At 66.6% G+C, this 13480-nt stretch carries 12 protein-coding genes; 8 read left to right on the top strand and 4 right to left on the bottom strand.

The genetic code is table 11. The features are described from left to right. The first annotated feature begins 125 nt into the window (after positions 1–125). The 3 genes from ACZY0X_RS27445 to ACZY0X_RS27435 are packed head-to-tail and all read left to right on the top strand — an operon-like array spanning position 126 to position 3935. Positions 126–1703, top strand: a complete 1578-nt coding sequence (locus ACZY0X_RS27445; protein WP_463774918.1) for an APC family permease — start codon at positions 126–128, stop codon at positions 1701–1703. Next, positions 1700–2707, top strand: a complete 1008-nt coding sequence (locus tag ACZY0X_RS27440) for a GNAT family N-acetyltransferase (protein WP_463774917.1) — start codon at positions 1700–1702, stop codon at positions 2705–2707. Before ACZY0X_RS27445 ends, ACZY0X_RS27440 begins: the two co-directional genes overlap by 4 nt. Further along, positions 2700–3935, top strand: a complete 1236-nt coding sequence (locus ACZY0X_RS27435) for an acyl-CoA dehydrogenase family protein (RefSeq protein ID WP_463774915.1) — start codon at positions 2700–2702, stop codon at positions 3933–3935. Before ACZY0X_RS27440 ends, ACZY0X_RS27435 begins: the two co-directional genes overlap by 8 nt. Here ACZY0X_RS27435 and ACZY0X_RS27430 read toward each other — a convergent pair. Further along, positions 3874–5130 carry an MFS transporter gene (locus ACZY0X_RS27430; RefSeq protein ID WP_463774914.1) on the bottom strand — a complete coding sequence of 419 codons (1257 nt, stop codon included), beginning with the start codon at positions 5128–5130 and terminating at the stop codon, positions 3874–3876. The two genes, ACZY0X_RS27435 and ACZY0X_RS27430, sit on opposite strands and share 62 nt — an antisense overlap. 82 nt (positions 5131–5212) lie before the next feature. Here ACZY0X_RS27430 and ACZY0X_RS27425 point away from each other — a divergent pair, with 82 nt between their 5' ends. Continuing rightward, the gene (locus ACZY0X_RS27425) at positions 5213–5659 is read left to right on the top strand and encodes a winged helix-turn-helix transcriptional regulator (RefSeq protein ID WP_463774912.1); all 447 of its coding nucleotides are present in this window, start codon (positions 5213–5215) and stop codon (positions 5657–5659) included. Positions 5660–5663: 4 nt separating this feature from the next. Here ACZY0X_RS27425 and ACZY0X_RS27420 read toward each other — a convergent pair whose 3' ends face one another. The 3 genes from ACZY0X_RS27420 to ACZY0X_RS27410 form a co-directional block, all read right to left on the bottom strand. Beyond that, a complete protein-coding gene (locus ACZY0X_RS27420; protein ID WP_463774911.1) occupies positions 5664–6770 on the bottom strand; it encodes an LLM class flavin-dependent oxidoreductase in 1107 nt (368 codons plus the stop codon). A 75-nt stretch (positions 6771–6845) separates the two neighbouring features. Further along, positions 6846–8858, bottom strand: coding sequence for a glycoside hydrolase family 15 protein (locus ACZY0X_RS27415; RefSeq protein WP_463774909.1), 2013 nt, complete (start codon positions 8856–8858; stop codon positions 6846–6848). Between the two features lie 55 nt (positions 8859–8913). Further along, the gene (locus ACZY0X_RS27410) at positions 8914–10152 is read right to left on the bottom strand and encodes an FAD-dependent oxidoreductase (RefSeq protein ID WP_463774908.1); all 1239 of its coding nucleotides are present in this window, start codon (positions 10150–10152) and stop codon (positions 8914–8916) included. Positions 10153–10176: 24 nt separating this feature from the next. On the opposite strand from ACZY0X_RS27410, the gene ACZY0X_RS27405 reads away from it, so the two are divergent. From ACZY0X_RS27405 to cysW, 4 genes are all read left to right on the top strand, one after another. Next, positions 10177–10371: a hypothetical protein gene (locus ACZY0X_RS27405; protein ID WP_463774907.1), complete on the top strand. Its 195-nt coding sequence runs from the start codon at positions 10177–10179 to the stop codon at positions 10369–10371. Between the two features lie 349 nt (positions 10372–10720). Then, positions 10721–11767: a sulfate ABC transporter substrate-binding protein gene (locus tag ACZY0X_RS27400; RefSeq protein ID WP_463774906.1), complete on the top strand. Its 1047-nt coding sequence runs from the start codon at positions 10721–10723 to the stop codon at positions 11765–11767. After that, positions 11764–12657 carry a sulfate ABC transporter permease subunit CysT gene (gene cysT, locus ACZY0X_RS27395; protein ID WP_463774905.1) on the top strand — a complete coding sequence of 298 codons (894 nt, stop codon included), beginning with the start codon at positions 11764–11766 and terminating at the stop codon, positions 12655–12657. Before ACZY0X_RS27400 ends, cysT begins: the two co-directional genes overlap by 4 nt. After that, entirely contained in the window at positions 12654–13466 is an 813-nt protein-coding gene (cysW, locus tag ACZY0X_RS27390) for a sulfate ABC transporter permease subunit CysW (protein ID WP_241404456.1), read from the top strand. The genes cysT and cysW overlap by 4 nt, the downstream gene beginning before the upstream one ends. The last annotated feature ends 14 nt before the right edge of the window (positions 13467–13480 follow it).

Below are 13480 nucleotides of genomic sequence, written 5' to 3'. Positions count from 1 at the left end.
GATCCGATGACTGCCGCCACCGCGGCTGTTGCGGCAGTGTGTCCACAAGATCATTTCAGCGTTAATCACAGCTATGGCAATGCATTGCGCGCCTGGCGATAACGCACGTGCGGAAGGCGGTAATCGTGTCGAACTCGGCGAATCCAGGGGTGAGCCTGTCGGGCAAGAGGTTGACCTCGGCCCATGACACGGGACTGGAACGGGAGGCACTCGGGCCCTGGGGTGTGTTCGCCCAGGGTCTGGCAGCGGCCGCCCCCAGCGTGGCGGTCGCGGTAGTGCCCTTCTCGTTGTTCGTGGCGGCGGGCAAGGGTGCGGCGTGGGCTGTGCTGGTGGGCCTGGCGATCGTCGTTCTCATCGCCACCACCATCAGCTTCCAGGCCAAGCGCACGGTGTCCTCGGGCTCGCTGGGCACCTATACCGGCAACGGTCTCGGACCCGGATTCGCCTACGCCGCAGGCTTCAGCCTGCTTATCGGCTACGTCGGCTTCGCCACCACCGGCACGCTCGGCGGTGTGCTCTACCTGGACTCGTTCCTGGAGGCCATCGGCATCGGTTCGGAAGCGACCTGGTTCAAGTTGCTGTTGGTGGCCGTCGTGGTGGCCGCCGCGGTGTACCTGCCCTACCGCGGGGTGTCGCTCGCGGCGAAGTACGAACTGGCCTTCGAACTCATCGCGATCGCGTCCATCCTGGTGATCATCGTCGGCTCCTACGTGGCCTACGGCGTCCGAATCGACTGGGAGCAGTGGAATCCCGCCCATCTGGGATCCAGTGCCACGTTCATCGCCGCCGTCACCGCGGTGGGTTCCTACGCCGGCTTCGAGAGCGTCGCCTCGCTGGGCGCCGAGGCCAAGGACGCACACCGAAACATCTCGCGTTCGCTGCTGCGGGTGGTGCTCCTGCTCGGTGTGCTCTACATCGTCGCCACCTACCCGCAGATCCTGTTCTTCGATGACATCGACGGCGATAAGGCGGTTCTGCCGCAACTGGCCGAGGCCGTCGGGGTGAGCTGGATCAACTATGTCGTCAGCGCGGCTGTCGCGATCGCGTTCATCGTGTTCGTCACCGCCGTCACCACCGCAGCGGCCCGGTCGTTGTTCACGCTCGCCCACGAGGGTGCCCTGCCCGCCGCCTTCACCAAGGTGCACGAGCGGCACCGCACGCCCTGGGTGGGTATCGTCTTCGTCGGTGCCGTGTCGCTCATCTTCTCGGTGGTCGCGACGTTCAGCTCGGTGGGACGGCTGGTGTTCGACGTGTACGGCGGTTATGTCGCCACGTGGGGCTTTCTGATCAGCTATCTACTGGTCGTCATCGCGACGCCGGTCTGGCTGGCCAAGATCAAGGCGCTCACGCCGGTGCGGCTCGCGGTCTCGGTGGCGGCGGCCATCGGGCTGGGCTACGTCATCTTCAGCAACTTCTATCCGGTGCCCGAGTTCCCGTTCAACATCCTGCCGTTCATCTACGGCGGCATCCTGCTCGCCGGACTGCTCTGGTACGCCTATCTGCGCTGGGCGAAACCCGAAGTGGCCGAGCGGATCGGAACGATCCAGACGCTGTCGGAGGAGGAGCAGCAGAGGCTCGTCGACGCAGGGATCCTGAAGGTCCTCGCCGAGGAGGACCCGGCCGAAGAGGTCCTCGCGGATGAGGACCGGGCCGAGGACGGCGATCCCGAATCGTCGCGCGAGCGGGAGCCGGTCGCGCCATGACACTGACCGACCTTCGCGGCGTCGGAAGCTGGTCGCGGTCAACGGCATCCGCCGTCGACTATCCCCTGATCGCCGACTTTCTGGCCACCACCAGCGGGTTGGGCGGACGCAAGTTCTCCGCTGACTCCCGCGATGTCGCCGAGCAGCTTGACGGCGTCTATCCCGACGGCGCGACGGTGTTGCGTGACGAGGCGGGCCGGGTGCGGGGTTACGCGCTGCTGCGACCGCCACACGGTGTAGACCTCGCGGAGATCTCGGGCGAGTTCGTGTTCGGCCCCGATGCGCGACATGTCCTCATCGACGAGATCGTCGGCGCGACTGTGGCTCGGTTTCACCGCGAGGCGAGGGGTGTCGCGGGGGCGTATCTGCGCGTCTTCATCGGCACAGACCAGGCTGCGGCGCTGGATGCGCTCGTCGCGCGCGGCGCCTGGCGGGAGGGGGAGTTCATCAGGACCCGCAAGCCGCTGGCGGGGGAGGACGTCGACGGACTGGCAGGGTTCGAGGTGCCGGGACTGACGGTGCTGAGCTGGCCGGAGGTCGTCGACCGCGGCCTGGGTGAGCAGGTGCGCCGCCTGCAGTACGACACGTTCCTCGAACACTTCGGCAACATGTCGAAGACCCCGGCGGCGTTCGCGCATCACCTGCACAGCCGGTCGTTCACACCTGACTTCAGCGTCGCAGCGGTCGACATCTCCGGTGATGTCGTGGGCTACGTGCTTGGCTCGACGTTCACCGCGGGGGCGGCGCCGGGCGAGGAGCGCAGTGCCCACACCGACTACATCGGAGTCCGCAGCGATCAGCGTAAGCGGGGGATCGGTGAACTTCTGCTGCGCAAGGTCTGGCTCGCCGCGCTGCGGCGCGGCGTGCCGGTCGCCTCGCTGGGCACCGACATCAACAACCAGAGCAATGCCCACTTGCTGTACCGGCGACTCGGATACGTCGCCGTGGAGAACCAGTATGCATACCGTATCGATGCCGTGAGGGAGCCGAACGCCCATGAGTGACAACGAGACCTACCTGCGCCACCCCAGCGCATCGGACGGCGAGCTGTGGTCGAGGTTCGGGCCCGTGTTCGAGTTCATCGCCGAGGGCAATACCGAGCGAGAGCGTGACCGGACGTTCCCGCACGAGCAGGTGCGCTGGTTGCGGGACGAGGGTTTCGGCACGCTGCGAATCCCCAAGGAGGACGGTGGTTTCGGAGCCTCGTTGCGGCAGACGTTCGAGCTGTTGGCGGATCTGGCTACCGCCGACCCGAACGTCGCGCACATCTTCCGAAACCATCTCGCATTCGTCGAGGACCGGCTCAACGCGCCGCGATCGGCCGGCGCCGACACCTGGCTGAAGCGATTCCTCTCCGGTGCGTTCGTGGGTGGCGGATGGACCGAGGCGAACAACGTCACGCTGGCCAACATCGCCTCGACCGTGACGCAGCGTGGCGACCACTGGGAAGTCACCGGCGCGAAATACTATGCAACCGGCAGCCTCTACGCGGACTGGCTCGACGTTCTGGGTAAGGATGGCGACGGGGCACTGCTCACGGCGCTGGTACGGGCCGATGATCCGGGAGTCGAACTGGTCGATGACTGGCGAGGATTCGGCCAGCGCACCACGGCCAGTGGATCAGCCCGCTACAACCAGGTCCGCGCGGAGGAGGGTGACGTCTTCCCCGCCGGAGACCGGTTCGTCTACCAGGCGCACTTCTATCAGACTGCGATGCTGTCGGTGTTGACCGGCATCACGCGTGCGGCGTTGCGTGACGGCACAGCCCAGTTGAGGGCGCGGGCGCGCAACTATCCACAGGGACTCACCGAGGTTCCCTCCGATGACGCACAGCTACTTCAGGTCATCGGTCAGGTGTCGGCCGATGTGTTCGCAGCGGACGCCGCACTGAGCAGAGGTAGCAGCACGCTGGACGATATCGTCGCCGCCCGCGTGCAGGCCCGCGAATCCCGCGTCGAGCAGCTCTTGATCGACGCCGAGGTTGCGGTGTCGCAGGCGCAGCTGGTGATCATCGCCGCTGCGCTGAAGTCCACCACCGAGATCTTCGATGCCCTTGGCGCATCGGGGGTGTCGGAGGTCAACGGGCTCGACAGGCACTGGCGTAACGCCAGGACCCTGGCGTCGCACAATCCGCGGGTCTACAAGGCCCGGATCCTGGGGGACTGGCTCGTCAACGGCAGGACACCGGTGTCGAGTCTGGTTGCAGGCGGTCGCGGCGGGCAGGGTAACTGAGTCCGCGTAGGTCGACCACCCAGATGCAGAAGGCGACAGCAGCGTAGGCACCGCCAAGGACGCACACCGCACCCCACCCCGCGGATTCAAAGACCGCGGCGCTGCTGATTGCTCCGACGGCGCTGCCGAGCGAGTAGAAGACCATGTAGCTGCCGACGATGCTGCCTGCGGATTCCGGTGCGTGCGCGACGATCTGGTTCTGGCTCGTGACATGTACGGCCTGAACGGCGAAATCGAGTGCGATGACGCCGATCACGAACAGAACCAGGGAGTGGGGCGCCTGCGCACTGAACACCCAGGAGATCATGAGGACGATCAGCCCTATCGCGGTGACACGCTGCTGTTTCCCCCGATCGGCCCATCGTCCGGCGCGGGTGGCGCCGAGGGCGCCAATCAGACCCGCGATCCCGAACAGCCCGATCTGTGTGGTCGACAGGTGCCACGGGTCTGCGCTGAGCGGCAGCGCCATCCCGCTCCACAGCACCCCAAAGGATGCGAACAGGAACAGGGCTATCACGGCCCGGGTGCGGAACACTCGATCGGTCGCCGTCAGGGTGATCACCGAGACAACTGACCGGGCATATGTGCGCTCGGGCGGCACCCGTTTGTCACGAGGTAGCCGAGCCAGCGCGATACCCGCAAGCAGCACGGAGATCAGGGCCGACCCCGCGTAAACGGCACGCCAGCCCACGAGATCCGCGATGACGCCGGACGCGGTACGCGCCAGGACAATGCCAATGACCACCCCACTCGTGACGACACCGATGTTCATACCGCGCTCGGCAGGTGCGCTGACCGCCGCCGCGTAGGCCACCACCACTTGCACCACCACCGAGAACAGTCCTGCCACAGCCATTCCCACCAGGAGCTGCACGCTCGTGGTGGAGAAGGCGACCAGCGTCGTCCCCGCGGCGGTGGCGCCGATCTGGATGGCGATCAGCCTTCTGCGGTTCACCAGATCGCCGAGTGGAACCAGCGCTATCAAACCCACCAGGTAGCCGAGTTGGGCGATCGCGATGATCACACCGAGGTTGCCGCGTGGAATCGACAGGTCGGCGCCGATTCGTTCGAGAAGCGGCTGGGCGTAGTAGATGTTGGCAACGGCGGCTCCGCACAACACCGCCAACAGGATTCGCAGGGATGCCGATATGCCCGTCCTCGGCGTCGCTGCGGCGCCATGCTCTTCCTCGACCACGCCAACCTCCGTATGGTTTTCTATTGCAACCATGTGAAGGTAGATCAATACGGTTGCATTTTGCAACCATCGTGGAGGGTTCATGACTGACAACGATCGATGGACCGACGAGCACTGCCCCGTCGCGAGAGCACTCGACCTCGTCGGCGATCGGTGGTCGCTGCTGATCGTGCGCGACGCCATTGACGGTGCTCGCCGGTTCAGTCAGCTTCAGCGCAGTCTCGGTATCGCCAAGAACATCCTCAGTGACCGGCTGCGCGTCCTGGTCGAACAGGGGATTCTCGAGACTCAGTCAAACGAGCAGGGAACCCGCAAGGAGTACGTGCTCACCAGTGGCGGCCGCGACCTGTTCACGGTGATCGTGAGCCTTCGTCAATGGGGTGAACGCAACGCCTTCTCGGCTGGCGAGCGACACTCGACGCTGGTCGACGACACCGGCGGAGGTGCTGTGCCCACACTTCGCGTGGTCAACGAGGACGGCGTCGAACTCACTCCTGCGAACACTCACGTTCGCAGAGTGGATACCTGAGGCCTCACACCAGGCCGCGGGCGCGCAGCACCGCGCCCGCGCCCTCGGCGAACCAGTACGCCTCCTCGACATGCGGTTGTCCCGACAGGACGAAGTGGTCGATGCCCAGCGCGTGGTACTCCGCGATGCGGTCGGCGACCTCCGTGTGGCTGCCGACCAGCGCCGTGCCGGCGCCACCGCGCACAAGGCCGTAGCCCGCCCAGAGGTTCGGCGAGATCTCGAGATTCGCGGTTCGCCCCTCGTGCAGTGCGGTCATCCTGCGCTGGCCCACGGACTCCGAGCGGGCCAGGACCTGTTGCGCTGCCGCGATCCGTTCATCGCTGATGGCCGACAGCAGGCGTTCGGCGTGCGCCCACGCGTCGGCCGACGTGTCGCGGCTGATCACGTGCAGCCGAATGCCGAACTGCAACGAGCGGCCCTGCTCGGCGGCACGGACACGCAACCGGTCGAGCCGCTCGGCGATCTGTGTTGGCGTCTCGCCCCACGACAGATAGGTGTCGACATAGCGCGCCGCGACGTCCTCGGCGGCGCTGGACGCACCGCCGAAGAAGATCTGCGGAGGATCCCAGTCGCCGAAATCGATTCGGGCACCGGAAATCTGGTAGTGCTCACCGTCGAGGTCGAAGGTCTCGCCGCGGGGCAGCGTCGAGACGCCGCGCAGCACCCGAAGGAACTCCCCGGTGCGCCGGTATCGTTCGTCGTGACCCAGGTGATCGCCGTACCGGGCCTGCTCGACGGGGTCGCCACCGGTGACGATGTTGAGCAGCAGCCGGCCACCGGAGATGCGCTGGAACGTCGCGGCCTGGTGCGCCGCGAGCGTGGGGGAGATGAAGCCCGGCCGGAACGCCACCAGGAACTTCAACCGGGAGGTGACCTGGGTCAGCGCCGCGGTGGTGACCCATGCGTCCTCGCACCACGTCCCGGTTGGTGTGAGCACCGACTCGAATCCGAGAAGCTCCGCGGTGCGGGCGATTTCGCCGAGGTAGGCGATCGTCGGCTGGCGGATTCGGCTCGCTGACGGGCCAACGGCCAGATGCGAGTCGTCACCCGATCCGAGAATCTCCCGGCTGTCGCCGTTGGTGGGCAGATACCAGTGCAGATGGATGCTCACCGGCAACATGGTCCGTGCTCGGGGTGGCCGCGACAAGATATCGGTGCAGCGTGATCCTGACGTCAGGACCCGCTGTTAGGTCGGCGCGTTGGCCGGTTGGAACACGCCGGTGCTGTCCGCCTCCTCCTCGGCGCGGATGACGTGCACCACGGCGTTGATCAGCGCCAGGTGCGTGAATGCCTGCGGGAAGTTGCCGAGGTGGCGGCCCGTGCGGGGCTCGATCTCCTCGGCGTACAGGTGCAGCGGGCTGGCGAATGACAGCAGTCGCTCGCACAGGTGCTTGGCCCGGCTGAACTCGCCGATCTCGACCAGCGCCGACACCAGCCAGAACGAGCAGATGGTGAAGGTGCCCTCCTCGCCGGACAGCCCGTCGTCGGTCTCCTCGACGCGGTAGCGCAGCACCAGGCCGTCCTCGGTGAGTTCGTCGGCGATGGCCAGCACCGTCGCGCGCACTCGGGGGTCGTCGGACGGCAGGAACCGCACCAGCGGTGCCAGCAGCAGCGAGGCGTCCAGTGCGGGGTCGCCGTAACGCTGGGTCAGTACGCCGCGCGAATCGACACCATGGGCCAGGATGTCGGCCTTGATCTCCTCGGCGATCGCCCGCCACTGCTGCGCGTAGCTCTTCTCGCCCTGCAGCTCGGCCAGTTTGGAGCCGCGGTCCAGCGCCACCCAGCACATGATCTTGCTCGAGGTGAAGTGCTGCGGCTCGCCGCGGACCTCCCAGATGCCACGGTCTGGTTCGCGCCAGTGCTTGACGGCCTCCTCGACCTGCTCCTTGAGCACCGGCCACAACATCTCCGGAATCTGCTCACGGGACTTGGCGTGCAGATACACCGAGTCGAGCATGGTGCCCCAGATGTCGTGCTGCATCTGGTCGAACGCACCGTTGCCGATGCGGACGGGCCGCGAATTGTCATAGCCCGAGAGGTGGTTCAGCTCCTCCTCGACCAGCGTGCGTTCGCCGCCAACGCCATACATCACCTGAAGTGGGTGGCGTTGCCCGTTGTTGGCACCGGACACATCGGCGATGAACGCGAAGAAGTCATCGGCCTCACGATCCAGGCCCAGCGTGTACAGACCCCACAGTGCGAACGTGGAGTCCCGAATCCAGGAGTAGCGATAATCCCAGTTGCGTTCGCCCTGAGGCGTTTCCGGTAGCGACGTGGTACAGGCTGCCAGCAGCGCGCCGGTGGGGGAGTAGGTCAACCCCTTGAGCGTGAGCGCGCTGCGCTGCAGATAGGAGCGCCACGGGTGGTCGGGGAAGTCACCGATGTTGATCCACTGCCGCCACGACTCGCTGGTCTTCCACATCTTGTCGGAGGCCTCTTCGAACGTCTGCGGGGCCGGGTGCTTGGACCAACTGAGCGCCACGAACACGTTGTCGCCCTCGTTGAGCCGCGTCCGCGCCCGCGCCTCGTGGCCCTCCAGGCCGATTCGCAGATTCGTGGTGAGCCGCAGGGTGGGGTGGGCCTCGGGGTTCTTGCTGGCCCGCGCGATGGCCTCGCCATAGGCGGCCGCCGAGTACTCCCAGGTGGCGGGCTCGCGGTGGTAGTCAAAGGACGGCTCGCAGCTCATCACCAGTTCGACCACACCACTCACGCAGCGCACCGTGCGCAGCAGGATGTGTTCGGCGTCCCAGTCCATCGGCGTGCGACGGTGCGTGCGCGAGCGGGTGTCCAGGTCATGCCAGGGTCCCATCACCAGCGCGTCGCGCACGATGACCCAACCCGTGTGGGTCTGCCAGGTCGTCTCCAGGATCAGGCTGCCCGGCAGGTAGCGCCGCGCCGACGGAACCGTCACCCCGTAGGGGCCCAACCGGAAGTGGCCCGCGCCGCGGTCCAGGATCGCCCCGAACACACTCGGTGAGTCCGGCCGCGGAACACACATCCACTCGACCGACCCGGCCGAGGAGACCAGACAGCTGTTCTCACAATCGGACAGGAACGCGTAGTCCGCGATCGGCGGGAACGGGTTGCGCAGCGGCCCCCCGCCCGGCGCATACGGCACCGGCGCGGTCACCGTGTAGGGCGCCTCGGCCACGGCTTCCGTGTCGGTGTCGTCGGCGGACTCGGTGTGCTCCAGGACCATGGGCACATCATCGACCGCCGACCCGCCCGCCGTCTACTTGTGAGCCAGCAGGCACTCAGCGCCGGGCGTAGGCCGGTGCGTGCTCCGGCAGCGGACCGATGGCCACGCCGTACGCAGCCACAGCCCCCAACGCGGGGAATCTGTTGACCAGGCGCACCGCCCGAGGTGCGGTCCGAAAACCGCCGTCGGTGCCGATCGCCACCGCTATGGCACGGTCCTGCACTGTGCGCTGCACCCGCTGAATGATGGCCGCGGGCAGCCATCGTCTGACCTGCACCCTGGCCAGGTCTTTTGTGGTGACAGACCGTCGGCGAAGCGGATCGGCGAGGATCCGGCCTGCGGCCACCGCGTCGGCGACGGCCAGGTTGATGCCCACTCCGCCGATCGGCGACATGGCATGCGCCGCGTCGCCGATGAAGAGCAGCCCGTCGGTGTACCAGCGGCGCAGCCGGTCGAGTTGCACGTCGAGGAGTTTCACGTCGTCGAAGGACCCCAGCGCGTCGATACGGTCGGCGAGCCAGGGCACCAGTTCGCACAACTGGCGTCGCAGTGACTCGATCCCCTCGGCACGCATTGACGCGTCGGCGCCCTTGCGGATCAGGTAGGCGATCTGGAAGTAGTCGCCGCGGTCGATCAGCGCGCACCCGTGTCCGGACCGAAAGACGCCGTTGAGACCGTGCGGGTCGCCGGCATAACGCGGCAGGCGGAACCACCACACGTCCATCGGGGCGCCGAAACTGCGGGTCGCGAGCCCGGCGGCCGCGCGCAGGGTCGAGGACCGCCCGTCGCAGCCGACGGTCAAATCGGCCCGCATCTGGGCCTCCGCGCCGTCGGCGCCTCGGTAGCGCACCCCGGTGACGCGGCCCCCCGACCGCACCGGACCGAGAACCTCGGTGCTGCGCATCAGGCGGAAGGTGGGCTCTTCCTGCGCCGCGCTGGCCAGCAGCTCCAGGAAGTCCCACTGGGGGACCAGGGCGATGTGCTTGTGGGGGCCGGGCAACCGGGTCAGGTCCACCTTCACCGTGGTGTCCTGGATGGTCGCGTTGACACTGTTGATCATCCGGTGCGGAAGGGCGGCGAACTCGTCGCCGAGACCCAACTCGTCCAACAGGCGCAGCGTGCTGGCGTGCACGGTGTCACCGCGGAAGTCACGCAGGAAGTCGGCGTGCTTCTCCATCACAGTGACGTCGACCCCGGCCCGGGCCAGCAGCAGACCCAGCATCATCCCTGCCGGACCACCGCCCGCGACCAGGCACGTCGTCGCATCGAGAGGAGCCTTGCCGGGGTCCGCCATGGCGTTGATCGTATGGTGGTGAGGATGAGCGGCATTCTGAATTGGTGGGACGGCGTGGAACTGTGGCTGTCGGGCCTCGGATTCGTCGCGCAGACCGCGGTGGTGATGCCCGTGGTCCTGCTTCTCGCCTACGGGATCGCGGTGGTGCTCGACGGGGCGCTCGGCAATGGCATCCGTTTGTTGCGACGCGCCGGGCACACCGGCGAGGACGAGGGGTGACCGGCATGCCCCGTTCGCGCGTCACACTGATCCTGATCCTGTTGGTGGTCCTGGTCATCGTCATGTGGCTGTTCACCCGCTGATCGGACTATCGGGCTCGCTCGTCTCATGTTCGTCGAACACCTCTGTTATTCTTCGCGCCATGCACGCAGCGTCCCGCAGCGCCGAGAGCCACATCGTGGCTCTCGTTGGCGTGGGCTCTCCCGTTGTTGCAGCCGTTCTCTGTTGTCGCTGACCCCAGCCCGTTCGCGGTTTGGCGTCAGTCGTGTGGCCATGGTGCCCGGGAGCTGATCGATCACCTTTCCGTTGTGACGGGGTAATACTTTCCCTCACCTCTCGAAAGGCCCCCATGTCCCACAGCAAGAAGTCGCTCCACAGCAGGAAGTCCTGGCTGTCGGCCGGTGCCATCGTGCTCACCGCCACTCTGCTCGCGGCATGCGGCGGCGGAGCCAGCGACGTCGCCGGTGGTGACGGAGCGAGCAAGGCCGACACGACGCTGACCCTGGTGGCCTACGCGGTCCCGGAACCCGGTTGGAGCAAGATCATCCCGGCGTTCGCCGCCACCCCGGAGGGCAAGGGCGTCGCCGTGACGACCTCCTACGGCGCGTCCGGTGACCAGTCCCGCGGCGTCGTCGACGGCAAGCCCGCCGATATCGTCAACTTCTCGGTCGATCCCGACGTCACGAGACTGGTCAAGGCCGACAAGGTGGCAAAGGACTGGAACGCGGATGCCACCAAGGGCATCCCGTTCGGATCCGTCGTGTCGTTCATGGTCCGTAAGGGCAACCCCAAGGGCATCAAGGACTGGGACGACCTGCTCAAGCCGGGCGTCGAGGTGATCACACCCAGCCCACTGAGTTCGGGTTCGGCGAAGTGGAACCTGCTGGCGCCCTACGCCGTCAAGAGCAACGGGGGCCAGGACCCGCAGGCCGGCCTTGACTTCGTGAACAAGCTCGTCACCGAGCACGTCAAGCTGCGACCGGGCTCCGGCCGTGAGGCCACCGATGTGTTCTTGCAGGGCAGTGGCGACGTCCTCCTCGCTTACGAGAACGAGGCCATCAACTCCCAGCGCCAGGGCCGCGACTTCGACTACCTCAACCCGCCGCAGACGTTCAAGATCGAGAACCCCGTCGCGGTCGTCACCAGCAGCGCACACGTCGAGAAGGCCAACGCACTGAAGAACTTCCTCTACACCGACGAGGGACAGAAGCTGTGGGCAGAGGCCGGGTTCCGGCCGGTCAACCCCGCGGTGGCCGAGCAGTTCGCCGCGCAGTTCCCGGCACCGGAGAAGCTGTGGACAATCGCCGACCTGGGCGGCTGGACTGAGGTCGATCCCGCACTGTTCGACAAGGACAACGGCACGATCACAAAGATCTACAAGCAGGCGACTGGATGACCACAGCCGTCGACCCGAATCCCGAGGCGGTCCGTCCCGAGGTCACCGGAAGCGGTGCCTCGGGCGGATCTCCCCGGGGGCGGCGGGTATTCGGCGCGGCACACGGAACCACGGGACTGCGTGTGGGTGCCGCGACCCTGTGGCTGTCGGTGATCGTGCTGCTTCCGTTGGCGGCGATCCTCTGGCAGTCGGCGGGCGGCGGTTGGAATGCGTTCTGGAGTGCGGTGTCATCGCCCGCGGCACTGCAGTCGTTCCGCGTCACGCTGACGATCTCGATCGGTGTCACGGTGATCAACGTCGTGTTCGGTCTGATCGTTGCGTGGGTGCTGACGCGTGACGACTTCCCGGGTAAGCGACTGGTTGACGCGGTCATCGACCTGCCGTTCGCGCTGCCGACGATTGTCGCCAGCCTGGTGATGCTGGCCCTATACGGACCGAACAGCCCGGTGGGACTTCACTTTCAGCACACTCAGTGGGGCGTGGGCATCGCGCTCCTGTTCGTCACGCTGCCGTTCGTGGTGCGCTCGGTGCAACCCGTGCTGCTCGAGCTCGACCACGAGGTGGAGGAAGCCGCGGCGTCGCTGGGCGCCAACAACGTGACGATCTTCACCAAGATCATCCTTCCGGCGCTGCTGCCCTCGCTACTGTCCGGTGCGGGCCTGGCGTTCTCGCGCGCGATCGGCGAGTTCGGCTCCGTTGTGCTCATCGGTGGTGCCGTTCCCGGCGAGACCGAGGTCTCCTCGCAGTGGATTCGGACCCTGATCGAGAACGACGACCGCACCGGCGCCGCAGCCATCTCGATCGTGCTGCTGGCGATCTCATTCGTCGTGCTGTTCGTCCTTCGGGCGGTCGGATCCCGGGCCGCCAAGCGCGAGGAGCTGGCGCAATGAACCTGTCGCCACTGGTTCGCAACCTGCTGCGCTACACCGCACTCGGCTACATTCTGATCCTCGTCATCGTGCCGGTCGGGTTGATCCTGTGGCGCACCCTGGAACCGGGCGTCGGTGAGTTCATCGCGTCCATCACCACCCCGGCCGCCATCTCGGCGTTGCAGTTGTCCCTGTTGGTGGTGGCGATTGTCGTCCCGCTCAACGTGATCTTCGGCATTCCGACCGCACTCGTACTGGCCCGCAACAGGTTTCGCGGCAAGAGTGCGCTGCAGGCCGTTATCGACCTGCCGTTCGCGGTGTCACCCGTGGTGGTCGGCGTCGCACTGATCCTGCTGTGGGGCTCTGCCGGCGTGCTGGGGTTCGTGGAGAACGACCTCGGTTTCAAGATCATCTTCGGCCTGCCCGGCATCGTGCTCGCGTCGATCTTCGTCACCGTGCCCTTCGTCATCCGGGAGGTCGAGCCCGTGCTGCACGAGCTCGGCACCGACCAGGAGGAGGCGGCATCGACACTGGGCGCGTCGTGGTGGCAGACCTTCTGGAAGATCACGCTGCCGTCCATTCGATGGGGTCTGACCTACGGCATCGTGCTGACCATCGCACGCACGCTCGGGGAGTTCGGCGCGGTGATCATGGTGTCGTCGAACCTGCCTGGCACCTCGCAGACGCTCACCCTGCTGGTCGCCGACCGCTACAACCGCGGCCAGGAGTACGGCGCATACGCCATCTCAACGCTGCTCATGGGTGTCGCCGTCTTCGTGCTCGTTGCACAGGTGATTCTCGACGCCCGCCGCGCCCGCGCGGCAAAATAGGCCTTCGATCGACA

The sequence above is a fragment of the Mycobacterium sp. IDUB_39 genome, assembly GCF_055419205.1.
Note: the sequence above shows the minus strand (reverse complement) of the source record. Positions and strands in the feature narration are given on the sequence as shown.

Coding starts and splice junctions, on each gene's coding strand:
- cysW (WP_241404456.1), top strand. CDS start 12,654: ATGAACCTGTCGCCACTGGTTCGCAACCTGCTGCGCTACACCGCACTC.
- cysT (WP_463774905.1), top strand. CDS start 11,764: ATGACCACAGCCGTCGACCCGAATCCCGAGGCGGTCCGTCCCGAGGTC.
- ACZY0X_RS27425 (WP_463774912.1), top strand. CDS start 5,213: ATGACTGACAACGATCGATGGACCGACGAGCACTGCCCCGTCGCGAGA.
- ACZY0X_RS27440 (WP_463774917.1), top strand. CDS start 1,700: ATGACACTGACCGACCTTCGCGGCGTCGGAAGCTGGTCGCGGTCAACG.
- ACZY0X_RS27410 (WP_463774908.1), bottom strand. CDS start 10,152: ATGGCGGACCCCGGCAAGGCTCCTCTCGATGCGACGACGTGCCTGGTC.
- ACZY0X_RS27415 (WP_463774909.1), bottom strand. CDS start 8,858: ATGGTCCTGGAGCACACCGAGTCCGCCGACGACACCGACACGGAAGCC.
- ACZY0X_RS27400 (WP_463774906.1), top strand. CDS start 10,721: ATGTCCCACAGCAAGAAGTCGCTCCACAGCAGGAAGTCCTGGCTGTCG.
- ACZY0X_RS27405 (WP_463774907.1), top strand. CDS start 10,177: ATGAGCGGCATTCTGAATTGGTGGGACGGCGTGGAACTGTGGCTGTCG.
- ACZY0X_RS27435 (WP_463774915.1), top strand. CDS start 2,700: ATGAGTGACAACGAGACCTACCTGCGCCACCCCAGCGCATCGGACGGC.